The organism is Sphingomonas natans (assembly GCF_030546695.1).
GTDB lineage: Bacteria > Pseudomonadota > Alphaproteobacteria > Sphingomonadales > Sphingomonadaceae > Sphingomonas_I > Sphingomonas_I natans.
This window is the reverse complement of the sequence record NZ_JAUOTP010000007.1, coordinates 224,068-245,582: the sequence shown is the minus strand read 5'-3', so window position 1 is coordinate 245,582 and position 21,515 is coordinate 224,068. Positions and strand designations below refer to the sequence as shown.

The following is a 21,515-nucleotide window of genomic DNA, read 5'->3' as shown; positions in this document are numbered from 1 at the left end:
GCTCGCCGCCTGGCCCTTCCACCCGAACGGCACCGAGGGCTTTGCCAAGGCCGAGGTCACCGTCGGCGGGATCGCCAGCGCGCGCCTTTCCTCGCAGACGATGGAGGCGCGCGACGTCCCCGGCCTGTACGCGATCGGCGAGGCAGTGGACGTGACGGGCTGGCTCGGCGGCTATAACTTTCAGTGGGCGTGGGCGAGCGGCTCCGCGGCCGGCAAGGCCATCGGCGAGCGGTAGCGCGCTCGTGCCCCGCTCACCGGATCATTTCATCGCGGCGAGCAGATCGTCGACATGGACGCTCGCGAAGCTGACGAAATTGTCGGCCACGCCATATGGCAGCAGCAGCACGCGATCGTGGACGAGCGCGCCGCAGCTATAGACGACGTTCGGAACATAGCCGTCGCGCTCCTTGGGACTCGGGTGGACGAGCGGCAATTGCATTCGCTTGAGCACCTTGCGGGGATCGTCGCGGTCGAGCAGGCACGCCCCGATGCAATAATTGCGAACCGAGCCCACCCCGTGCGTGATGACGAGCCAACCCTCGTCGATCTCGATCGGCGATCCGCAATTGCCGACCTGGACGAACTCCCAGAACAATTCCGGCTCGAATATCTTCTCGCCGCCGGACCAGTGCGTCAGCTCGTCGGAGGTCAAATACCAGAGGCTCTCATTGTCCTGACGGCCCAGCATCGCAAATTTGCCGTCGATCTTGCGCGGGAACAGGGCCATTCCCTTGCCCGCCGCCGCATCGCCCGTCATCGCGTGCAGATCGAACGAGCGGAAATCCTGCGCCTCCAGCAGCTCCGATCGCGCGGCGGAGCCGCTGAAGGCGGTGTAGGTACCGAGCGCGCGCACGCGCCCATCCTCCTCGACGAAGCGCGTCATGCGCAGATCCTCGATGCCCCGCGCCTGGCTGGGCGTGACCGGGAAGAGCACGCTTTCGGTGGGATCGTTGCTGCCCTCGCAGATGATGCGCGTGTAGCTGCCGTCTTCGTGGCTGAGGCCCTTTTCGATCATCGGCGCGATCGCATGGCTGCTGGGCGCCTCGATCGCGAACCCCGCCTTCGGATCCCAGCTGCCGATCCGGAAGGTGACCGACGACAGATGCCCCTCGCCGATCCCGCGCAGCGACAACGCGAAGCGCAGGCCGCCTTCGGGCGCGCCGTCCTGATCCTCGAGCGCGATGATGCTGGGATTGAACAGGGCGGCGGATTCGAACGAATATTCCTCGCTGAAATAGGCCCCGATCAGCCGCCCGCGATCGGTATCGACCCCGACGCAGCCGGCAATGTCGCGCATCTCCTCGAAGCGGCGCGTCACGACATGCTCGACATTGTGATGCCGCTCGGAAAGGCTGTCCATGACGCGGGCGAGCTCCTCGCGCAGCGTCTGGTCGTCCATCGCGCGGACGCGATCGGCGATGCGGCGCGGTCGGCTCTCGGCCTGCTCGAAGCCTTGCGGGTCGCTGACGTCGAAGGGGCGGATCACCGTGCGCGAGGGATCGGGGCGGAGATTCACCGGCCAATGCGTCATGATGTCGGTGCCGCTGGACATGGTGCTTCCCCTTTATTGCGAAGCGGAGGGAACACCCTTCACCCGTTCTTCGCTGCTGCAACACGCAGGCGGCGCGGAAGTTGCCGGCCAGCGCGTCCGCAACATGACGAGGCCGCGCGGCAAGATTGATGAAACATGCGCGGTACAAGCCGCTGGCAATCGGCCCGGATGAACGCCATCAGTATCAACATGGACCTCGCGACGCGCATCCTGATCGTCGACGACGATGCCGGCATCCGCCGCCTGATGTCGTCCTTCCTCGACAAGCATGGTTTCCAGACCGAGACCGCGGCCAATCCGATCGAGATGCGCGAGCGGCTCGCGCAGGAGCGCTACGATCTGATCGTGCTCGACGTGATGATGCCCAAGGAGGACGGCCTCTCGGCGCTGACCAAGCTCCAGCGCGAGGATGGCCCGCCCGTCATCATGCTCTCCGCGGTCGGCACCGACGTCGATCGCATCGTCGGCCTCGAAATGGGCGCCGAGGATTATCTGGCCAAGCCCTGCAATCCGCGCGAGCTGCTCGCGCGCATCCGCACCGTACTGCGCCGGCGCGAGAAGAGGGATGCCGGCCCGCAGAAGGAGGCCGAAGCCCAGGACGGCGAGACGTTGCGCTTCGCCGGCTGGCGGATCGATCTCGGCATGCGCATGCTCTACGATCCGGCCGACGATCTGATCGCGGTGACCGATGGCGAATTCCGGCTGCTGCGCGCCTTCGTCGAGCATCCCCGCCGCGTGCTGACGCGTGATCAACTGCTCGATTTCGCGCGCGGCGAGGAAAGCGACCATTATGATCGCGCGATCGACGTCCAGGTCAGCCGGCTGCGCCGCAAGCTTTCCGACGGCGCGGGCTCGGGCGAACTGATCCGCACCGTCCGCAACGAAGGCTATCTGTTCGTGCCCGCCGTCACGCACGGCTGACGCAGCGCCGCAACACGGCCGCCACGGGCCGAAATGCGCGGGCAATTTCGTCTCCCCATCCCCTCCCCACATGTTCCGGGGGAGCTCTCAATGCAGCACGACATCGAAGACCATGATCGCGGCCTCGCGCACGATCTGGGGGTCATTCACAAGAAACTGATCGATCGCCGCCGCGCGCTCGCCTGGTTCGCGAGCGCGGGCGCAGGGGCGATCGTCACCGGCTGCGGCGGCGGGAGCGGCGACACGGCCTCCGCCAGCACCGCAGGCACGACCGCGACGACGACCACCGATACGACGACGCCGACGACCACGACGACGACCACCACCACGACCACCGGCAGCTACATCGCCGATCCGGCCGAGACCGCAGGGCCTTATCCCGGCGACGGCACCAACAGCGCCAGCGGATCGACCAACAATGTCCTGATCCAGAGCGGCATCGTCCGCTCGGACATCCGCCCGAGCTTCCTGTCCGGCTCGACCAATGTCGCCGCCGGGGTCCTCGTCACGCTGACCCTGACGCTGGTCAACGTCAGCGCGAGCAGCGCGCCGCTCGCCGGCTACGCCATCTACCTTTGGCATTGCGACCGATCGGGCAATTATTCGCTCTATTCGGCGCCCGCCGAAAGCTATCTGCGCGGCGTGCAGGTGACCGACGCCAACGGCCAGGTGACCTTCACCACCATCTATCCCGGCTGCTATGACGGCCGCTGGCCGCACATCCATTTCGAGGTCTTCGCCAGCCTCGCCGCGGCGACGACCGGGCGCAGCGCCTTGCTCACCTCGCAGCTGGCGATGCCGAGCGCGATCAGCTCGACCGTCTATAACGGCGCGAGCGGCTACAGCTCCAGCATCAGCAATTTCGCACGCGTCACGCTCGCGAGCGACAATGTGTTCGGCGACAATACGGCCGCGCAGCTCGCGCAGCAGACCCCGACGATGACGGGCAGCGTCACCGCCGGCTATGTCGCGACCGCCGTGATCGGGATCGCGCGCTAGACGCTAGTCGCCCTCTTTCACCGGGGGCATGACGCTGCACAGATCGACCGCGCCGGCCGGGCGGACGTAGAAATCGTCCTGGCGGTTGGCGCGGACCTTCACCCAGGCGGCGAAGGTGGCGCTGGCGGTGTCGAGGATGCGCACGCGCGGCCGCTCGGCCTCGGGCAGCTCGCTCGCCAGCCGCGCCTGCACGATCGGCAAGCGCTCGGCCACGCTCTTGTAGAAGCCCATCGCCTCGCTCCCCCGCGGCAGCGCGGTCATGCTCTCGAACCCCGTCAGCACGCGGCCAACGAGCGCGATGTTGCGATCCAGCGCGCGCGGCGCATGGCCGATGATCGCATACAGCTCGGCGCCGCTCCCCGTGGAGGGCGCATTGCCCCGCCCGACGCCGACCATCCCGTAGCAATGCGTAAGCCACGCCTGCGCGCCCTGCTCGGCGACGGGCCAGCCCGCGGCGAAGCCGACCGTGTCGGCGAACGTGTCGCGATAGGGATGCGGCGTCAGCGCGAGGCCCGCGGCGGCGCGCTCATATTCGGCCGGCGGATCGGCGACGACGCCCGCAGGGAGCGGCTTCTTCTCGCTCGGATCGCCCCACTGGACGACATAATTGTCCTGGACCCGCTCGATCCACAGCCCGTCATACCAGTGCGCGCGCGCCAGCGCCTTGATGTTGGCGGCATGGACGGGCGCGAAGTCGGGCGCCAGCGCGATCACGACCCTCTTGCCGCCGGCCAGGTCCATCACGAGCAGATCGTCGGGCGCGGGCGCGATCCACGCCGCAGCGGGCGCCTCGGCGAGAACCGAGGCCGGCGTCACCGGCGCGGCGGCCGCGCCGGCGGCGAGCAGCAGGGAAATGGCGAGGGCGAAGATGGGGCGGGTGCGCATCGGAAGAGACTGCCACGCCCGCGCGGGTTGCGAAAGCGGCCAGCCCGCATTAGGGCGCCCGCTTCCAGCGATATGCGGAGCGGTGGCCGAGTGGTCGAAGGCGCTCGCCTGGAAAGTGAGTATGGGTCAAAAGCCCATCGAGGGTTCGAATCCCTCCCGCTCCGCCAGTCGACCGGATCATCGGAGGTTTCGGAAGAAGCGCGCCCGATCCGTCATTCGAGAAAATGAAAGCGAGAGCAGCCTCTAGGGTGACGCGAGAGGCGTCCTCTATCAGCAGCGCAAAATCGATCCGCCGCCTGCGGACAGGCCACATGATTTGTATGACATAGGAATCGTCCAGTAAGGCCGACAGTCTTCGCGGATCAATACCGGTCATATCCGAAATCGCAGAATATTGTGTTCTCATGCGAAAGCATAAGCGCTAGCCAGAGCGTGGGAGTTCGGGGGGACTCACGTGATTCGCCAGTTCTACACAGTCGCGATATTGATATTGCTCATCATTTTTCCACGGAGCGCAGAGGCTGCACTACGGAAGGTGGCACTCGTCATCGCCAATGCACATTATCAAAATGGTGGAAGCCTTCGCAATCCGATCAACGACGCCCAGCTTGTAGCGGATTCCTTGCGGGCCGATGGCTTCGACTCCGTCGATCTTCGCCAGGAACTGACCCGTGTCGAATTCGAAGGCGCGCTCAGGGATTTCAAGGCGCGCGCATCGACCGCCGATATTGCGGTCATCTATTATGCGGGGCACGGCATCGAGGAGGCGGGGAAGAACTGGATGATCCCGGTCGACGCCGCATTGGAAGGCCCGGATGATCTTCCGGTCCATGCGATGGACCTCGATCGGATCATGAACGCGATCCGCTTCGCCAAGGTGCGAATGGTCATTCTCGATGCCTGCCGCAACAATCCGTTCTCGCGAAGCTGGGTCAGCAAGACGCGCGGGGAGACCTCGGCGGGGCTCGGCGTGTCGCAGCTCGACGACTATGTCGTCATTTATGCCGCCGCGCCGGGACAGACGGCCGCGGACGGATCAGGCGAGAATTCTCCGTTCGCGACCTCGTTGTCGCAGCGGCTGAAGCAATCCGATCTGCCTATCCAGCTTCTCGGCAACGCCGTGCGTGATGATGTGATGCGCGCAACCGGCGGTGCGCAGCGACCTTTCGTCAGCGCAAGCATTACCAGCACGCTGGTGTTCCTCGCTCCATCCCTGGGCGGGCATGAGGGCGGCGTCCAGAATTCGGTCGAGCTTCTCGCCTGGCAGGATGCGCAGCGCGCGAACACCGGCGCGGCTTATGCCGCCTATCTGGAGCAGTTTCCGCGTGGTCAATATATCAAGCTGGCAGATGCCAATGTGAAACGACTGGGCAGCGAGCCGCAGCTGGCATCCGATTCCGGCCTGTCGCGCAGGTTGACCCCCGACCGCGAGCCGCTTGCGACCGCGCAACTCAACGACAGCGTCGTCGCCTATAACGACAAGATCGCGCAGAAGCATACGGCGGATATGGATGAATATCGCAAGCAGATCGCCGAACTGAACGAAACCAGCAAGTCGCTATACGATTCGTACCAGAAAAAGGTCGATGATTTCAAGGCGGAGGAGGGCCGCTGGCGCGACCGCGTCGCAGCCTGCAAGAAAAACGATGCCAAGCGTTGCGCGAGCGCCGCCGACACTACGAATGCCGTCGCCGTGGAAAAGGACAAGCCGGTGACCTGGGACGAGGGGGTCGTCGTCTGCATAGTGCCTGCCGACGCGCAGAGCATGACAAGCCGCTGCGAGGGGCCCGTGGCGAGCGGTTCCGCCATTCTCGGCACCGCAGACGGCGACAGGCTGGTGGCAAAAGCCTGCGGGGATCGCGATGGCGTCCACGATCTCGGGCACGTCGCTGGCAAACATGTGTTCGGCTGTGGCTACGGCCTTCATCCGGACGACAAGGACGGCAAGCGCAAGGGCAATCGGGACCTGGCGCTCAAATTCGGACTGCCACCGATACCGGGCCGCAGCGCTTTCCACTGCACGCGCGCAACGACCAGCTTCTGCCGCGCCATCTGATCCGGCATGATGGGGGAACGGTGGCGCTGGCTGGTTGCGAATATCGGCATTTTGCGGCTGACGCTGGCGGTGGGTCTGATCGCATTGGCCTTGTCTTCAGCGCGCTACGATGACGGCGCCGGGCGAGCCAGCGGCGCGCTCCATGATCTGGTGAGCTTCGCGACGGCACCGCGTGTCGGCCCCGATCCCCGCATCGTGCTGGTCAGCTATACCGACGAGACGGCCCGCCGCATCGGCCGGCGTTCGCCGATGGATCGCGCCGTGATCGCGCGAGCGCTCCGGATGCTGGACACACTCGGAGCGAAGGCGATTGCGATCGATATCCTCTTCGATCAGCCACAGCCCGAGGATGCCCAACTGATCGCGGCTCTCCGCACGATGCGGACGCCGACCCACATTGCGTATGCGCCGGCCGGCGGTGAGCGAGGGGGCGTGTTCGACTGGCAGCAGCGCTTCCTCGACGATTTCCTGCGCCGTGCAGCCTCGCCCCACGTCCGTAGCGCATCCGTCGTTCTCGTCCAGGACAGCGACGGGACACCGCGACGGTGGCCGGCGGCCACCGCGACCGGCCCACCCATCATTGCTCGCGCTCTCGCCGGCCCCAATGCTTCGTTTGCAGACTATCGCGGCCAGATCCGGTATCGGTTGCCCAAGGGCATGGCCCCGGTTCTCAACAGGATCAGTATCGATCTGCTGTCCGATCCGGTCGGTTCCTCACAAGATTATCGGGATTTCCTGCGCGAGCAGGTTCGCGGGCGCTACATATTGCTGGGAGGCGACGTCTCCGGCCAGGATCGCTTCTCGCTTCTGAACGACAAGGTTCTCGGCCTGGGCAGCACGGCCGGCCTGGAGATCCATGCCGAGATGCTCGCGCAACGCCTCGACGGTGCGACCCTCCATCCCATAGCCGGGTGGTTGCGGTGGCCCATGGCGATCGTCTCGGTGCTCGCCGGCATCTGTCTCGCGCGTGCAGAGCTTGCGATCGGGTGGGCGCTCGTCGCCGGCATCGCCGTGATCGGCCTCGTCCTCGGCGCAACCGTTCTGGTCCAGATGCTCGGCATGGATACGGTCGATCAGCCATTGGGAGGCTGGATCCAGGGCGCGGTGCTCGCATTCGCCGCGATCGGCATATGCCAGCGGGCGATCGGCGCGGAGCAACGCCGCTTCGCGCAGGAAGCGCTGGGGAAAATCCTGCCCCTCGAAGTCGCAAGAGCGATCATCCGCGATCCGGTCCAGCTGACCCTGTCCGGCGAGAAGCGGGAAATCTATGCGCTTTTCACCGATCTGGAGGGGTTCACCGCGCTGAGCCACGGGCTTGATCCAGCGACGGTCGCTCATTTCCTCGAGGTCTATCTTTGCGAACTGGCGACGATCGTCCTCGATAATGGAGGAACGATCGACAAATATATCGGCGACGCGCTCGTCGCCTTCTGGGGTGCGCCGATCGCGCGCGGCGATGATGCCGATCGCGCGATCGACGCCGCCGTGAAGATCTTCGAAGCCGGCGAGCGGCACCGAACGGAAACCTTCCGGGCGTTGGGTGTCGGCCGCACCAGAATCGGGCTTCATTTCGGGAGCGCCCACGTCGGTAATTTCGGCGGAGACGCCCGCATCCAATATACCGCGCTGGGCGACGTGATGAACTGCGCGGCGCGACTGGAAGGCGCGAACAAGCAACTCGCGACGTCGATTCTCGTCAGCGAGGCTGTCGTCATCCGCAGTACGCGCGATCTGTTCCGGCCGATGGGACGGATCGTCCTGAGCGGACGCGCGACACCTCTGGCGGTCTATGAGCCGGTCCCCGATCTGCCGCGCGCCAGCCGGCAGGAAATCGCCCGTTCGTACCAGCGGTTCGACGATGGCGACCCCGCCGCTCTTTCCGAGCTCGCGCACCTGTCTTCCCAGACGCCCGAAGACACCGCGCTGGCCCGCTTCGTGGAGCGCCTCTCCGCGGTCGGCCCCGCCGGCCATTACATCCTCTCCATGAAATGAAGGAAGCACATGGCCGGGCCTGACCAAGCGATACCGACGCGACTGCCGAACGGCACCGGCCGGTCTTCGAGGCGGCGTCGATCCGGCGCTGTCGCATTATGTCTCGTCGGATCGCTTCTTGCGCAGCGCGCCGCTGCCGCCAATCCGGCGGCCGGCAGCGTCGCAGCGGTCGAATTCGTCGCGCCGGCCGGCCTCAAGCTCGATCAGGTGGCGCGCTTCGTGCGCGCCGGCCGGCCGGTGAAGGCGGCCAAGATAGAGAGCGACGGCCTCCAGAATAGCGACCAGATTTTCCTGAGGGACGCGGAATCCGTCCTGATCCTGCGGATGGTGACGACCGGCGAAGTCCGGGCCGTAAAGCGGGCGAGGCCCATCCCCCCCGGTTCACCGGATTTCACGATCCAGGCGCCGGCGATCCCCGGCGCTCCGAAGCGGCTCTTCAACATGCTCGCCGCTTTGTATCGCGCGGCCGCCGGCAGCAGCTTCGCCAGCGGCATCGCGGGAGACGATCGACCGAATGGCGGCCAATATGTGCTCGCGGCCAGCCGTGCGCTCGCGACGGCATCGCCGATGGCGGCCTGCTCCAATCCGGGTGGCAAGTCCAACGAACCCGTCCGCTTCCGCATTCCGGCTCTTTCCGCGTTCGAGAATGATTTTCAGCGTGGGCAGAGGAGCATGCTGATTGCCTGGCGCGGCGGCGTCGAGCCGTTTGCGATCCGCATCCAGGACGAGCATCGGGACGTGCTGAGCGAGGTAAAGGATATTCGCGGGCGATGCGCGGTGGTGATGCCGAGTGCGAATTACGCCGCCGGAAGCTATACGGTGACCGCGACCGACGGGAACAGAACGAATGTCGTCGTCGCCGGCGTGCATGCAGCCGAGCAGGCGCCCTCCGCGCCGCGCGAGATTGCAGCTGCGAATTTCCCGCCGGACGTCGCCACAATATATTTTGCGAGTTGGCTCGCGGCGCAGAACGACGGCGCCTGGACCTGGGAGGCGGTCCAGCGCGTCGCTGCGTTGGGATGCGCTTCGCCACCCGCGCGGGAATGGCTGGCGCAGCATGACGCCACGGCCTGCGATGCGGGCCCGATACGCTGACGGCCGTGACGGCGCTCACGTTCTCGGTTCGAGGGCTCCGACCTGCGCGCCGCCCTATAAGGCATTGACGAGATATGCGGGCAGATTGCGGTTCGCCTTGAGCGCCGGAACGAAACCGGCATCGTCGACCGCGGTGATCGGCGCCAGCGCCAGCGGCTTCAGCGCGGGCACGGCGCGCAGCGCCATGGTCTGGAAGGCGCTGAAATCGACCGGATCCTCCAGCTCGAAATCGACGCTGACCGGTTGCCGATCGAAATAAGCGAGAGCGTGGGCCGGGACCGCAGCCGCTTGCGCGGCCAGTGCGGGGAGATTGGCGAGCCCATGGGTAAGCTTGGCGATCGCGGTGGCGAGCGACAGTCCGGCCAGCATATCCGTGCCGGCTTCGGTCAGATCGAGGCTGTAATCCTTCCCGCCGATGACGATCCTTTCCTGCCGGGATGCGTGGAAGTCCAGAAAACCCATCCGGCCGTGCCGCGGGCGCCCGTCGATGACGACCGCCAGCACGTCATCCTCTCTGGCGTCGATCAATTGGGCATGAGGATCGGGGGCATCGCCTTCCAGAATGAGCAGATCGGCCTTTTTGCCACGCTCAATGCTGCCGACCTGCCCGCTCCAGCCGAGCATCTCCGCCGGGGTCGAGGTGACCATGCGGGCCAGGTCCGCATTCGTGAAGAGGCCACCGAGATGGTCGCTGACGATACGGGCGATCTTGAGCTCGCCCAGCAGGTTCTTGCTGCCGCTCGGCGACCAATCGGATCCGAGCGCAATTCGCAGACCGGCCTGCTTTGCCGCCGCCACGTCGGCCGTCGATCCGTACAGGAGCAGATTGGACAGGGGTGACCATACGATCCCGGCGCCATTGGCCAATTGGGGAAGGTCGCCGGGCTGCAGCGCGGTGCAATGGATCGTGATCAGGTCATCGTCGATTGCCCAGGTGCCGGGCGCATATTGCAGGTCCAGAAAGCGCTGGCGCGCATCGGCATCGGTTCCTTCGCTAAGATGGTAGAAGAAGGGTCGATCTCTGGCGAGCGCCGGCACGAGCTTGGTGGCGATCTCCTCCGGCGCATAATCAAGCGTCTGTCCGCCCGCAGCCGGGAAGATCGCGTCGTTCGGAGCCTCGACGTTGCGGATCAGGCCCCGATACCATTTCGAGCCCCCCGCGCCGCTGCTGCTCAGCCCTTGGCTCGTCGTCGCCCCTCCAAGAAGCGAGCGGCATTCGACGAAGCGCGCGATGCTCCGCGGATAGTCGATGTCGATGTTCGATCCGATGATCTTGGCCGGCATAGCGATGCAGACGTCGTAATCGGGCTCGGTCGTGCGCCACTGGTTGCGGTTGGTGTAGCGCCGCGGCACGCTCCACAGCGGCAGGAAATTGTAGCTCAGATGGTTGTGCAGCTCGATCAGCCCGGGATAGATCGTTCCGTGCGTGTCGATCGGTGCGATCCCGGCAAATTCGGCAGGGACATGGGCAAGGTCCCCGACCACTGCGGCGATCCTGTCCTGCTCGATGCACAGAATGCCCTTGGGATGGACGGTGCCCGCCCGATCCATCGTCACGATGCGTCCCGTCAGGACGAGGCGATCGGTTGTCGTCGCTTCGGCGAAGAAGGCCATATTCGGCTCACTCCTGGATGCGTTTCCGGGACTGCGGCACGCGCAGGCGTTACCGCCGGACGATGGCGCTAGCTCGTCACGTAAACCGTCAGCGGCGTGCTGGAGACGGCGCTGAGCACGGTTTGCGTCGTGCCGACCTGGCTCGCCGTCCCAGGCGCCTCGACCAGCACCGCTTCAACGATCGTATCGAAGGGCTGGTTGTTGAAGACGAGTTGCGAAAGCGCCGCCTCGAGCGGCGACATGCTCGGATTATAGGCCGCATTCTCCGCGTAGCGACCGGCACAGATCACGCCCGCGCTGGTGCGCAGCGCGACCCCGGCGAAGGTACTGGTATAGGGGCTGTACGATGCATTGGCCGCCGCAAGCGCGGCCTGGCCGGTTTGATCCAGTGGCTGGCCGACCGACAATCCGTTCGATTGCGCCTGCATCAATCCGCCTTGCACGCCGAGATCGTGCGGGCCGAACGGATCGGGCAAATAATAGGTCAGCGGCTGCAGGGGCTGGCCGGGGAGCGCGATCGTCAGCGTCGCCGCATCGACGAGCTCATAGAGGAACTGCCGGCAATAGCCGCATGGGGCGGCCGAAATCGCCAGGGTCGCCAGGCCCTGTTCCCCATTCACCCACGCATTCGCGATACAGGCCTGTTCGGCATGGACCGTGAAGCTCAGTGCCTCGCCGGCGACTTCCAGATTGGCGCCATAATATAACGCACCCGTGAGACCGACCCCGACCGCGCCGACCTGATAATTCGATATCGGTACGACGGCATAGAGCTGCGCGAACGGCACGAGTTTCGTAGCGAGCTGTTCCAGGCTGATTCCCATCTGCTGAGCCAGAGATGCGGCGTCTGCAGCGCTAATCACCCCATGAAATGTTGAAGCATCAGATAGTTGACGGAATGCATCCGGCATGGATTGAATTTCCGGCGGATAGCGCTTCGAGTCGGGATCTCCCATGATGAAAATCCTTTTTATGTTTGTTTGCTGAGGCAAACCGGCATTCTTCCTACAATTGACTTTCACCGAATAAAACATATCACTTTTTTACGCGAGTCGTTTTGTCATGCCAACATAATTTGGGGGAGATGAAATGGATAGGACCACCAATATCTTGCTCAGTGTCATTCTGGCGATCCTGGTGCTTGGCGGAACCTTCTGGTTCGGACGGGATAGTGGAATGAAGGAGGCGTCCACGACCTCGCTTGTTTCGTCGGCGTCCCTCGCATCCTCCGCTTCTGCTGCGTCGCTGGCCTCCTTGGCAGCGAATCCCTCGGCTTCGAATCCTTCGGCGGCCAGCGCGAGTTCGCCGGCCGCGCCCGCCCCCGCAGCACCGGCGGCGCCCGCCCACTGATCGGCCTCTTGCGCAGGAGGCTGCGATGGTCGCCGCCCTCGCCCGTTTGCTGAACCCCATCATCTGGCGCGTGCCGGGGCACGGCGCGCGCAAATTGTTCGGCTTTTCCCTGGCGGAACATGGCAGCATGCTCGATCTGGCGAATGCCGCGCATCTCGCGCCCACGGCCGAGCGTCGGGCGCTATATCTGCGGCACATGCTGGACGAAGCTCGCCACGTCCGCATGTTCGCGTCTCGATCGAGCGAGTTGCGGCTGAGCGAAGGCAAGCCTTCGCTTGGCTATCCCGTCGCGGACACGGAGGATCTGTTCGTCTCGCTCGGCGAAATGCGCTTCCTTGCGTTCGTCCATCTCGGCGAGCGCCGCGCTTGCGAACAGTTCGGCACCTATAGCGATTGGTTCGGGCGTCAGGGCGATCGCAAGAGCCTCGCGATGTTCAACGCGATCCTTCGCGACGAGTCCCGTCATCAAAGCTACACCTATGATCTCCTTGTCGAGCTGGCGGGCAGCCCGGCGCGCGCGCGCGCGGAGATCCGCGCGGCCCGCTTGTGGGAGAAATGGCGGACATGGCGCCGGATGGGCCGGTTCCTCGCCGAGAATCTATTTCGTGCTGATGCTGCTGATCTACCTGATCAGCGCACCTCTGACCCGGTTGGCGACCTCGTGGCGGCCGCGGCCCGCCGGGTGGATCAATCACCCCCGCGCGACCCCCGTCCGAAGCGAGATCCCCGCACCAGCCACGCTGGAATGGACGGGCGCATGAGCGCGGTGCTGGGTATTTCCGCTTTCTATCACGATTCGGCGGCCGCCCTGATCGTCGATGGCAAGATCGTCGCGGCGATGCAGGAAGAGCGCTTTTCGCGCCGCAAGAACGATCCCGGCCTACCGAAACAGGCCGCGCAGGCCTGCCTGGATCAGGCCGGGATCACGGCTGCGGAGCTCGATCGGGTCGTCTTCTACGAAAATCCGTTCGCCCGGCTGGAACGCGTCGTCATGTCGTCGCTCGGGGCCTTCCCGCATTCGTGGCGGCAATTCCCCGCCGCGCTGCGATCGCAGATCGGCGGCAAGATGTGGGTCCTCGACGGTATCGCCAATATGCTCGATGTCCCGCGCAAGCTGGTGACCACTGTCGGTCATCATGAAAGCCACGCCGCCAGCGCCTTCTTCCCCAGCCCGTTCGACGACGCCGCGGTGCTGACCGTGGACGGCATGGGCGAAGATGAATCGACGGCGATCTGGCATGGCAGCGGCACCGACCTGCTCTGTCTGGCGAGCATTCCCTATCCCCATTCTATCGGCCTGCTCTATGCCGCGGTGACCGCCTTCCTGGGCTTCGAGGTGAATGAGGGCGAGTATAAGGTGATGGGACTGGCCGCCTTCGGCCAGCCGCGCTTCACGACCGAGTTCGCCAGGCTGCTGCGGCTCCAGCCCGACGGCGCGTTCGAGCTCGGAATGGAATATTTCGCCTTCCACACCGATACGAACATCGCCTTCAGCCCCAAGCTCGAACAGTTGCTCGGCCCGGCGCGGCAGCGCGGCAAGGCCTGGAATGTCGACAAGGACGGCGACGACCAGCGCTTTGCCGATATCGCGGCGTCGCTGCAGTGGATTACCGAGGAAGCCCTGCTCGGGCTGGCGCGCGAGGCGCGGCGCAGGACCGGCAGCGCCAACCTATGCCTCGCCGGCGGCGTGGCGCTCAATTGCGTCGCCAATGCGCGCCTGCTGCGCGAAAGCGGATTTTCGCGCCTGTTCGTCCAGCCCGCTGCGGGCGATGCGGGCGGCGCTCTGGGCGCAGCGATCCTCGGCGCGCTCGCGCTCGACGGTCGTCGGCCCGAGGCCCTGACGAGCGCCGCTTTGGGCGCCCCGATATCGACCGACGCGGCGCGCGCGCTGTGCAACGCGCTCGGGATCGCCTGGGAGGAGCCCGATGACATGCTCGATGCTGCGGCCGGGCTGGTCCTCGAGGGCAAGGTCGGCGCCTTCGCCCGCGGACGGTTCGAATGGGGTCCGCGCGCGCTCGGGCAGCGCTCGATCATCGCCGCTCCGCGCGAGCCGGCGATGCGCGACCGGATCAACCAGATCGTCAAGAAGCGCGAACCGTTCCGGCCGTTCGCGCCGGCGGTGCTGCGTGATCGCGCAGGCGAATGGTTCTCCGCGCACGACAACGACATGACGCCTTATATGACCACCACGTCCCAGGTCGTGGAAGAGCGGGCGGCGGATCTCGGCGCGGTACGTCACGTCGACGGTACGGCGCGGATCCAGACGGTCAGCGAGCAGGGTGCCCCCGAATTCTTCGGACTGCTGACACGCATGGAAGCGCGCGGCGCGCCGCCGATCGTGCTGAACACGTCGCTCAACGGCAACGGCGAGCCGATCGTCGGCGGCGAGGCCGATGCGCTGGCATTCTTCCTGTCTCACCCGGTCGATTTCATGGTGCTGGGGGACGTCATGATCAACAAGCGGGCGGTTGCGGCATGAAAAAGACATCGGCGGTCAGAAACTTTGCGTCGCGCGCATCGACGATCGGCCAATTGATCGGCCATTTCTCCAGCGGCCGGCGGATCTTCATGCTGCCGATTTTGCTCCTGATCCTCGTCGCCAGCCTTCTGCTCATGCTGGCCGGCGGCCTCAGCTACGTTGCGCCCTTCGTCTACGCCATCGTCTGATCCTCGCCCGTGTCCGCCCCTCCCCGTGCCCGGACGATCTGGATTTCGGGCGGACTGGTGTTCGTCCTGCTCGAAACCGCGATGATCTGGGTGCGGATCGGGGCCGCACCGCTTTTCTGGATCTGCCTGCTCTGGACCGCCGGTGCGCTGCTGCTCTTCCGCCAGGCGAGTTCGACACGCGCGCGGATGGTCTGGATCAACCTGGCGGCGGTGATCGCCGCGGTCGGCCTGTGCGAAGGCGCGCTGTGGATCGGCCAGCAGCGCAACCCGTATAGCGTGCCGGCGGGGGTTGTGATGGGCGGCACGTTCGCCCGGCCCGGGCATTTCGTGCTGATGCCGGCGGCGGGTCTCGGCTATCGACCGAGGCCCGGGGCCAGCGCGACCTCCATCCGGACGGTCTATGGCCGCCTCGCTTACTCCGTCCGGTACGATGTCGACGGTGACGGCCTCAGGATAACGCCGCCGGGCGGCCCCGGCGCGCCCCGCGCCTGCGTCCTGATGTTCGGCGATTCGATGGCGTGGGGCGAGGGGGTCGAGGATTATCAGACCACCGCCTACCAGCTTGGCGTCCTGAGCCGCGGTCGCGTCTATGCGCGCAACTTCGCGTTCACCGGCTATGGCGCGCACCAGATGCTCTGGCAGGTCTTGAACGGCGAGGTCGCCGCAAAGGCGCATTGCGACCGGCACCTGCCGGTCCTCGCCGTCTATCAGACGCTGCCCAACAATATCGCGCGCGTGGCCGGCCTGCGCGGATGGGACGAATATGGCCCACGCTATCGGTTGAGAGGGGATCGGCTGGTCTATGCGGGCGGATTCGATCGCGGACAGTCGATCCTCGACGATCGCCTCTATGTGCCGGGTCCGATCGCGGCGGCGCTATCGCGCTCTGTCGTCTATTCGCGCGTGCTCGGGCTCGATCGCCCACCCAATTCCTTCGATCTGACCCGCTATTGTGCGATAGTCCGGCGCGCCGCCGATGGGTTGCACCAGCTCTACCCCCGGCTGCAATTCCTGGTGATCGTCTGGCCCGATCTCAACGATCCCGAGCGCAGCCGCGCCGCGAAGGTCGCGGCCCTGGTCGAGGCTCTTCGCGCCCGCCAGCTGCGAACGGTGACGGTGAACGATGTTCAACCCGGTTTCGATGCCGCGCCGCTCCCTTTCCTGATTGCGCTCGATGGCCATCCCAATGCGGTGATGCACGCCCGCCTCACCCGGATCCTGCTCGCGCGCGTGCCGATGCTTCGGCAGGCCTTGCGCGATCTCGCGGACGAAGGCCGGACGGTCCCCGCGGCCGGCTAGCACGTCCGGCACCGGTCGGAGCGGCGACGATCAAGCCGGGCGGCGGGCGATCAATCGGACGCGCCGGGCTCTTTCTCGACGATCTCGGTCTGGCCGCCATGGCCGAAGAAGCCGGCCTCGGGCTTTTTGCCCGTATGCGGGTTCGGGTAAGCGCCGCCGCCGGAATCGCCGGCGCCTTCGCGACCGGTCCGATCCTCGGCGTCGCTGTGCGTGCCGCCGCCATCGGCCTGCACCGGCGTCTTGCCATCTGTCATGTCATTCTCCGTCAGCTGTTCGCTGAATCCATCGCGGCGCGCAACGCAGGCTCGGCCATCAGGCGGAGCGCTGCCAAAGCGCCACTCACTGAACGCGCGAGACAGTCGATGGCCCCGCCGCGGCAGGATCATCGGACATTCTGTCCGGATGAAGACAGCGCCTGGAACGCGATCGCATCCGGAAGCGCCGCGCCCGATGCGGTGTTGTCGAAGATGCACCATTGCCTGGGCCGATCGCCGGCGTCCGCCGGGAGGGCCGCAGCCAGAGCCTCCAGCGCCTGCGTATCGTACGAGGAATGATAGATGCGCGGAGAGCCGTGCAGGCGGTGGTAGCGCAGCCCAGCCCAGCCGCCCGGCACCTCGGCGCCGGAGACGCGCACCGGATCGGCCGCGACCCGCGCGACGAGATGGCCGATCAGGCACTCCTCCGCCGCGGGCGTGAACCAGCCAGCATGGCGCGGCTCGCAGGCGATATCGATCCCGTCGGCCAGTTGGCCGCGCAGGCGCGTCAGGAAGGGCGCGACGATGTCGGGTTCGAAGGCGAAGCTCGGCGGGAGCTGAAGCAGGAGAATTTCGAGCTTCGCGCCGAGCCCGCCGACCTCATCAAGAAACGCATCGACGAGCGCGTCCGTGCCCAACAGCCGTGCGCCATGCGAGATCGTCTTGGGGATCTTGACCGAAAAGCGGAAATCGGCGGGCACGCTTCGCGCCCACCGTTCATAGGTCGATCGGCGGTGCGGGCGATGGAAGGAGGAGTTGATCTCCACGGCGGGCATGACGGCGGCGTAGCGTTCCAGATGCGGGCCATCGCCGGGGAACAGTGGTCCGACGGGCGCGGGTATCGACCACCCCGCGGTCCCGAGCCGGATCATGCGGAGTCCCTCGCCGCGCCTCAGCTAAGTTCCGGATCGCTGCCGTCGAATTCCGCGAACGCCGCGCGGATCTCGTCGGCGGCGTCATCATCCTCCAGATCGACCGATACGACGATCCGGCCGGCAAGGGCCGCGTCCTCGCGCCCTTCGGGGCTCGGCTCGCCCGCCTCCCGATCTGCGCCCGCCGCCTCGTCGCCGGCGCTGTTCGCAGCACCCTCGGGCGCGATGAAGATGTCGGTGCGCTCGATATGGAACGCCTGGACCAGGCGCTCGACGGCCATCTCCGCGTCGCGCCGCGTGTCGAACTTGGCAGTAAGGGTCGAGGACATGGCGCGCGCTCCGATGATGGGGCTGGTTGAACGTCCCGCCTCGTCGATCGGGCGCATGCCTCGACCCTGCACCAGCACGCGCCGCCGGCTCAGGCGGGAACGGGCGCTCCATCCGGAATGAGGCCCGCCGCCTTCAGCTCCTGCCAGACCGCTGGCGGCACCGTCGCCGCCATCAGCCGCGCATTCTCCTCGACCCGCTCCTTTTTCTTGGCGCCGGGAATGATCGCCGCCACCACCGGATGCGCCGCGCAGAATTGCAGCGCGGCCGAGCGGATGTCGGCGCCATGCGCCTCGCAGATCGTAGCGATCCGGTCGCGTTTCGCGATCATGTCGGCCGGGGCGTCCTGATAGTCATAGTTGCGGCCGCCCGCGAGCAGACCCGAATTATAGGGTCCGCCCACCACGACATGGACCCCCCGCTCGGCGCACATCGGGAACAGCCGATCGAGCGCGGGCTGATTGAGGAGACTGTAGCGCCCGGCAAGCAGGAAGACGTCGGGATCGGACTGTTCGAGCGCCCGGATGCAGGGCTCGGTCAGGTTGACGCCGAGCCCCCAGCCCTTGATCACGCCTTGCTCGCGCAATTCGGTCAGCGCCTTGAACGCGCCCGTCCGCGCGATCGCGAACTGCTCGTCCCACGCATCGCCGAGATGATCGGCGGCGAGATCGTGGACGAAGGCTATATCGATCTGCGCGAGGCCCAGCCGCTGATAGCTGTCCTCGATCGACCGCATCGTCGCATCATAGCCGTAATCCGGCTCGATCCGGAACGGCAGGCCATCGATGAAGGGCGGATTGTCCGGATGGCTCGGATCGCCCTTGAGCAACCTGCCGACCTTGGTCGACAGCACGAACGCGTCGCGCGGATAGGCGCGCAGCGCAGCGCCGAAGCGATGTTCGGAAAGGCCGCTGCCATAATGCGGCGCGGTATCGAAGAAGCGAACGCCCGACTCCCACGCCGCCACCAGCGCGCCCTCGGCGGTCGCCTCGTCGACCACATCGAACATGTTCCCGAGCGGCGCGCCGCCGAAGCCGAGCGGACCGGGTGGGGCAAAATGGGCCATGTCTCTATCCTTGTGGCAGAACAGCCGGCAGCATGACGCTGCGGGCGTATGAAGTCACCGCAGACGCGCTTCCAGGAACGCCGTGGCGGCGGCCCAGGACATCGCATCCGCGACCGGATCATATCGCATCCGCGGATCGTCGAGCCCGTCGACCCCGATATTGGTGAAGCTGTGATAGGCGCGCCCGTGCGTCAGCAGATGCCAGTCGGCATCCGCGGCGCGCATCTCCTCCTCGAACGCGGCCACGTCCCGAGGCGGCACGAGCGGATCGAGCGCGCCGGTGGCGGCGAGGATGGGCGCCCGTACGCTGCCCGCCGCGGCGGGTGCGGCGCTCGTCAGGATACCGTGGAAGCTGACAATAGCGGCCACGGCAGCGCCATCCCGCGCCAGCTCCAGGACCGCGAAGCCGCCGAAGCAATAGCCGATCGCCGCAACCGCGGACGGCCGAAATCCGGTCGTCTCGAACAGCGCTTCGAGGGCGGCGCCGACCCGTCCCCTCACGAGCGCAGGGTCGCTCCGGAAGCGATCGAGCGCCGCAGGAATATCCTCGGCGGCCAGCACCTGCCCGCCGCCATGCATGTCCGCGGCGGCGGCCACATAGCCGAGCGACGCGAGCAACTCGCACCGGCTCCGGACATTCTGCCCGATCCCGTCGGCCTCGTGCACCACGAGCACCGCACGGCCATTCGGCGTGCCGACCGGCTCGTAAAGCTCACCCCGCAGCGCGAGATCGTCGTGCCGGTAATTCCAGGGTCGTCCTGCCATCCGCCGGCTCCATGTCGCTGCGACCGGTCATAGCGAGCGGCGGGGCTTTAACGCGCTGGGGTCGGCTCGGCCGCATCGACCTGCCTTTGCGGAGCGGCGTGTTGCCGTATCGGACGCGTTCTGCGCCCGCCCTGAATATGTCATCTGGCTTAGGCTGCGGCATTCACCTGGGCCGGACTCGCCAGATCGATCAGGCGGTCGAGCAATCGGTGGATGGCGGCCGCATCGAGCCCCGGCACGCAGGCCAGAACCGGCACCTCATGGACACCCCATGCCCGGGAGACGCGGAAGAGCGAAGCCTCGGAACAGATCGCCCCCCAGGGCGCTGCGTCGCGCAGCGATCCTGCCTCCTCGAAATGGCAGGCGAGGCCGCGCTCGTGGCAGCAGCGCGCAAGCTCCACTCCGATCGCCTCATCCACGCCGGCGATCAGGAGGATATCGGGAGCAACTCGGGCCGCAGCCCGGCCGAAGGCGCGAAACGGCGCCGGACGCGGGATCGGGCGATGCTGGAAGCGGATGTCGCGCTGCCACCAGCCATGGCCGGTGGCAGCCGCTGGCAGCGTCGCGTCGCGCGGCAGGCGCTTGAGAAGCTCGACCAGAGCGGTCGGGCGAAGCTGTCCATCGACGATCTCGTACACGCCCGGCTCGTAGCGCCCCGGCCGCGTCAGCAGCGTATCCCAGCCATAGCTGCCGATCAGCGACCAGGCGGTCACGGCGCGGACATCGACGTCCTCGTCGCGAAGCCGGCGGGCCGTGTCCCAGCCCTGCGCCATCCAGCGCATCTGCTCCTCGCGCGTGCAGCCATTGTGGATCTCGGTCACAGCCAGCGGAATGCCGTAGCGGCGCCAGGCTTCGCGCAGCACGCCCTCCAGCCCCGCCGGTGGTGGCTGGAGCACGCGCACGGCCTCGGTATCGGCATAAGGCCGGTCGCCGCTCCCGCCGCGGCTGCGCTCCGGATAGCGCTGCACGCGATGATCGAGAAACCGGTCGCTCGTGAGATAATGGTTCACGCCGATCGTGTCGGGCGGACAGGGATCATCCGCGATCGCACGCAGGCGCGGCTCGAATCCGTATCCGCACAGGCGGGCCCACAAAGCATGGCCCGGGACGACCCGGCCGCACAATAAGTCCCAGCTCATCCATCGGCGGACATTGTCGAATGCCGCCTGGTCGCGGACCGCGGCGGTCGCATAGGTGCGCCCGAGATCGTCGGTCTGGAGCAGCTTGGCGTCCGAATTGACGATCCGGATCGCGCGCATCGCCAGCCGCGTCCCGTCGATCTGGTTCAGCAGCGCGCGCCAGAAGGCGCGCTCGTCGCGCTGGTGCGGATACCAATGGCCGTAGAGCGCGGAAAAGCGCGCTGTCGTCACCGGCTCGTTCACGGGCGTATATTCGTCGATCCACGGAAAGCGCCGCGCGACGGCCCCGGCATAATCGCCGAGGCCCGGCGCGAAGCTGTCCGCGAGGAGATCGGTGCGGCGCGGGCCGCTGCCATGATGAACGAGCCCGACGATCGGACGGAGCTCGAGCGCGCGCAGCCGCGCCAGCCGCTCGTCGGCCCAGCGCCAGTCCATGCAGGCCGGATCGTCCGGCGCGACGCTTTCCCACAGGACCGGGTAGCGGATCGCACTGAGCCCGAGCTCGGCAAAGCGATCGAGATCGCTCAAGCGGACGTCGTGGCCGCTCTCGCGCACCTGATCGCCATAGCGCGGGCCGACCCGATTGATCGTGCATTCGGGGCCTCCCCATAATTCGAGATCGGACATCCGCGAAAAACTCCTGATCCTACGATCGAATATGA

General features: G+C 66.4%; 20 protein-coding genes and 1 tRNA gene. 11 read left to right on the top strand and 10 right to left on the bottom strand.

Annotated features, from left to right (window positions below; all coding sequences use genetic code 11):
• Window positions 1–235: NAD(P)/FAD-dependent oxidoreductase (locus tag Q4F19_RS15805; protein WP_303544391.1), on the top strand; the 235-nt coding region annotated here is incomplete at its 5' end.
• 24 nt (window positions 236–259) lie between these two features.
• On the opposite strand, the gene Q4F19_RS15800 is transcribed toward Q4F19_RS15805, so the two are convergent.
• Window positions 260–1,552, bottom strand: a complete 1,293-nt coding sequence (locus Q4F19_RS15800; protein ID WP_303544388.1) for a glycoside hydrolase family 130 protein — start codon at window positions 1,550–1,552, stop codon at window positions 260–262.
• Here Q4F19_RS15800 and Q4F19_RS15795 point away from each other — a divergent pair.
• The 3 genes from Q4F19_RS15795 (at window position 1,533) to Q4F19_RS15785 (ending at window position 3,472) form a co-directional block, all read left to right on the top strand.
• Window positions 1,533–1,724 carry a hypothetical protein gene (locus tag Q4F19_RS15795; protein ID WP_303544385.1) on the top strand — a complete coding sequence of 64 codons (192 nt, stop codon included), beginning with the start codon at window positions 1,533–1,535 and terminating at the stop codon, window positions 1,722–1,724. The two genes, Q4F19_RS15800 and Q4F19_RS15795, sit on opposite strands and share 20 nt — an antisense overlap.
• Window positions 1,721–2,473, top strand: a complete 753-nt coding sequence (locus tag Q4F19_RS15790; RefSeq protein ID WP_303544382.1) for a response regulator — start codon at window positions 1,721–1,723, stop codon at window positions 2,471–2,473. Before Q4F19_RS15795 ends, Q4F19_RS15790 begins: the two co-directional genes overlap by 4 nt.
• Before the next feature lie 90 nt (window positions 2,474–2,563).
• The gene (locus Q4F19_RS15785) at window positions 2,564–3,472 is read left to right on the top strand and encodes a dioxygenase family protein (RefSeq protein ID WP_303544379.1); all 909 of its coding nucleotides are present in this window, start codon (window positions 2,564–2,566) and stop codon (window positions 3,470–3,472) included.
• A gap of 3 nt (window positions 3,473–3,475) precedes the next feature.
• Here the strand turns inward: Q4F19_RS15785 and Q4F19_RS15780 are convergent, their stop codons facing one another.
• Window positions 3,476–4,357 (bottom strand): peptidylprolyl isomerase, encoded by an 882-nt coding sequence (locus Q4F19_RS15780; protein ID WP_303544377.1) that lies wholly within the window; start codon window positions 4,355–4,357, stop codon window positions 3,476–3,478.
• A gap of 76 nt (window positions 4,358–4,433) precedes the next feature.
• On the opposite strand from Q4F19_RS15780, the gene Q4F19_RS15775 reads away from it, so the two are divergent.
• The 4 genes from Q4F19_RS15775 (at window position 4,434) to Q4F19_RS15760 (ending at window position 9,500) form a co-directional block, all read left to right on the top strand.
• Window positions 4,434–4,524: transfer RNA gene (locus Q4F19_RS15775), tRNA-Ser, on the top strand.
• A 287-nt stretch (window positions 4,525–4,811) separates the two neighbouring features.
• Window positions 4,812–6,413, top strand: a complete 1,602-nt coding sequence (locus Q4F19_RS15770) for a caspase family protein (protein WP_341850198.1) — start codon at window positions 4,812–4,814, stop codon at window positions 6,411–6,413.
• 6 nt (window positions 6,414–6,419) lie between these two features.
• Window positions 6,420–8,405, top strand: coding sequence for an adenylate/guanylate cyclase domain-containing protein (locus Q4F19_RS15765; RefSeq protein WP_303544372.1), 1,986 nt, complete (start codon window positions 6,420–6,422; stop codon window positions 8,403–8,405).
• Between the two features lie 9 nt (window positions 8,406–8,414).
• The gene (locus Q4F19_RS15760) at window positions 8,415–9,500 is read left to right on the top strand and encodes a hypothetical protein (RefSeq protein ID WP_303544369.1); all 1,086 of its coding nucleotides are present in this window, start codon (window positions 8,415–8,417) and stop codon (window positions 9,498–9,500) included.
• 54 nt (window positions 9,501–9,554) lie between these two features.
• On the opposite strand, the gene Q4F19_RS15755 is transcribed toward Q4F19_RS15760, so the two are convergent.
• Together Q4F19_RS15755 and cdd are read right to left on the bottom strand one after the other, a co-directional pair.
• Window positions 9,555–11,114: an amidohydrolase family protein gene (locus Q4F19_RS15755; RefSeq protein WP_303544367.1), complete on the bottom strand. Its 1,560-nt coding sequence runs from the start codon at window positions 11,112–11,114 to the stop codon at window positions 9,555–9,557.
• A 68-nt stretch (window positions 11,115–11,182) separates the two neighbouring features.
• Window positions 11,183–12,148, bottom strand: coding sequence for a cytidine deaminase (gene cdd, locus Q4F19_RS15750; protein WP_303544364.1), 966 nt, complete (start codon window positions 12,146–12,148; stop codon window positions 11,183–11,185).
• Between the two features lie 341 nt (window positions 12,149–12,489).
• Here cdd and Q4F19_RS15745 point away from each other — a divergent pair, with 341 nt between their 5' ends.
• Genes Q4F19_RS15745 through Q4F19_RS15735 form a run of 3 tightly spaced genes read left to right on the top strand, consistent with a single transcriptional unit; the run spans window position 12,490 to window position 16,430 of the window.
• The gene (locus tag Q4F19_RS15745; RefSeq protein ID WP_303544362.1) at window positions 12,490–14,943 is read left to right on the top strand and encodes a carbamoyltransferase N-terminal domain-containing protein; all 2,454 of its coding nucleotides are present in this window, start codon (window positions 12,490–12,492) and stop codon (window positions 14,941–14,943) included.
• Window positions 14,940–15,131: a DUF5989 family protein gene (locus Q4F19_RS15740; protein WP_303544360.1), complete on the top strand. Its 192-nt coding sequence runs from the start codon at window positions 14,940–14,942 to the stop codon at window positions 15,129–15,131. Before Q4F19_RS15745 ends, Q4F19_RS15740 begins: the two co-directional genes overlap by 4 nt.
• Window positions 15,132–15,140: 9 nt before the next feature.
• On the top strand, window positions 15,141–16,430 hold the full coding sequence (locus tag Q4F19_RS15735; protein WP_303544357.1) for a hypothetical protein: 1,290 nt from the start codon (window positions 15,141–15,143) through the stop codon (window positions 16,428–16,430).
• Between the two features lie 50 nt (window positions 16,431–16,480).
• On the opposite strand, the gene Q4F19_RS15730 is transcribed toward Q4F19_RS15735, so the two are convergent.
• The 6 genes from Q4F19_RS15730 to Q4F19_RS15705 form a co-directional block, all read right to left on the bottom strand.
• Window positions 16,481–16,684: a hypothetical protein gene (locus Q4F19_RS15730; RefSeq protein ID WP_303544354.1), complete on the bottom strand. Its 204-nt coding sequence runs from the start codon at window positions 16,682–16,684 to the stop codon at window positions 16,481–16,483.
• Window positions 16,685–16,812: 128 nt separating this feature from the next.
• A complete protein-coding gene (locus tag Q4F19_RS15725; protein WP_303544351.1) occupies window positions 16,813–17,556 on the bottom strand; it encodes a DUF72 domain-containing protein in 744 nt (247 codons plus the stop codon).
• A gap of 20 nt (window positions 17,557–17,576) precedes the next feature.
• A complete protein-coding gene (locus Q4F19_RS15720) occupies window positions 17,577–17,885 on the bottom strand; it encodes a hypothetical protein (protein WP_303544348.1) in 309 nt (102 codons plus the stop codon).
• A gap of 89 nt (window positions 17,886–17,974) precedes the next feature.
• Window positions 17,975–18,949: an aldo/keto reductase gene (locus tag Q4F19_RS15715; protein WP_303544345.1), complete on the bottom strand. Its 975-nt coding sequence runs from the start codon at window positions 18,947–18,949 to the stop codon at window positions 17,975–17,977.
• Between the two features lie 54 nt (window positions 18,950–19,003).
• Window positions 19,004–19,714 carry a dienelactone hydrolase family protein gene (locus Q4F19_RS15710; RefSeq protein WP_303544342.1) on the bottom strand — a complete coding sequence of 237 codons (711 nt, stop codon included), beginning with the start codon at window positions 19,712–19,714 and terminating at the stop codon, window positions 19,004–19,006.
• A gap of 149 nt (window positions 19,715–19,863) precedes the next feature.
• On the bottom strand, window positions 19,864–21,480 hold the full coding sequence (locus Q4F19_RS15705; protein WP_303544340.1) for a family 1 glycosylhydrolase: 1,617 nt from the start codon (window positions 21,478–21,480) through the stop codon (window positions 19,864–19,866).
• Window positions 21,481–21,515: the final 35 nt, after the last annotated feature.

Excerpts from the sequence above, each read along its gene's own strand:
- Q4F19_RS15795 (WP_303544385.1), top strand. The coding sequence starts at position 1,533 with ATGTCGGTGCCGCTGGACATGGTGCTTCCCCTTTATTGCGAAGCGGAG.
- Q4F19_RS15800 (WP_303544388.1), bottom strand. The coding sequence starts at position 1,552 with ATGTCCAGCGGCACCGACATCATGACGCATTGGCCGGTGAATCTCCGC.
- Q4F19_RS15790 (WP_303544382.1), top strand. The coding sequence starts at position 1,721 with ATGAACGCCATCAGTATCAACATGGACCTCGCGACGCGCATCCTGATC.
- Q4F19_RS15785 (WP_303544379.1), top strand. The coding sequence starts at position 2,564 with ATGCAGCACGACATCGAAGACCATGATCGCGGCCTCGCGCACGATCTG.
- Q4F19_RS15780 (WP_303544377.1), bottom strand. The coding sequence starts at position 4,357 with ATGCGCACCCGCCCCATCTTCGCCCTCGCCATTTCCCTGCTGCTCGCC.
- Q4F19_RS15765 (WP_303544372.1), top strand. The coding sequence starts at position 6,420 with ATGATGGGGGAACGGTGGCGCTGGCTGGTTGCGAATATCGGCATTTTG.
- Q4F19_RS15760 (WP_303544369.1), top strand. The coding sequence starts at position 8,415 with ATGGCCGGGCCTGACCAAGCGATACCGACGCGACTGCCGAACGGCACC.
- Q4F19_RS15755 (WP_303544367.1), bottom strand. The coding sequence starts at position 11,114 with ATGGCCTTCTTCGCCGAAGCGACGACAACCGATCGCCTCGTCCTGACG.
- cdd (WP_303544364.1), bottom strand. The coding sequence starts at position 12,148 with ATGTTTTATTCGGTGAAAGTCAATTGTAGGAAGAATGCCGGTTTGCCT.
- Q4F19_RS15745 (WP_303544362.1), top strand. The coding sequence starts at position 12,490 with ATGGTCGCCGCCCTCGCCCGTTTGCTGAACCCCATCATCTGGCGCGTG.
- Q4F19_RS15740 (WP_303544360.1), top strand. The coding sequence starts at position 14,940 with ATGAAAAAGACATCGGCGGTCAGAAACTTTGCGTCGCGCGCATCGACG.
- Q4F19_RS15730 (WP_303544354.1), bottom strand. The coding sequence starts at position 16,684 with ATGACAGATGGCAAGACGCCGGTGCAGGCCGATGGCGGCGGCACGCAC.
- Q4F19_RS15725 (WP_303544351.1), bottom strand. The coding sequence starts at position 17,556 with ATGATCCGGCTCGGGACCGCGGGGTGGTCGATACCCGCGCCCGTCGGA.
- Q4F19_RS15720 (WP_303544348.1), bottom strand. The coding sequence starts at position 17,885 with ATGTCCTCGACCCTTACTGCCAAGTTCGACACGCGGCGCGACGCGGAG.
- Q4F19_RS15715 (WP_303544345.1), bottom strand. The coding sequence starts at position 18,949 with ATGGCCCATTTTGCCCCACCCGGTCCGCTCGGCTTCGGCGGCGCGCCG.
- Q4F19_RS15710 (WP_303544342.1), bottom strand. The coding sequence starts at position 19,714 with ATGGCAGGACGACCCTGGAATTACCGGCACGACGATCTCGCGCTGCGG.
- Q4F19_RS15705 (WP_303544340.1), bottom strand. The coding sequence starts at position 21,480 with ATGTCCGATCTCGAATTATGGGGAGGCCCCGAATGCACGATCAATCGG.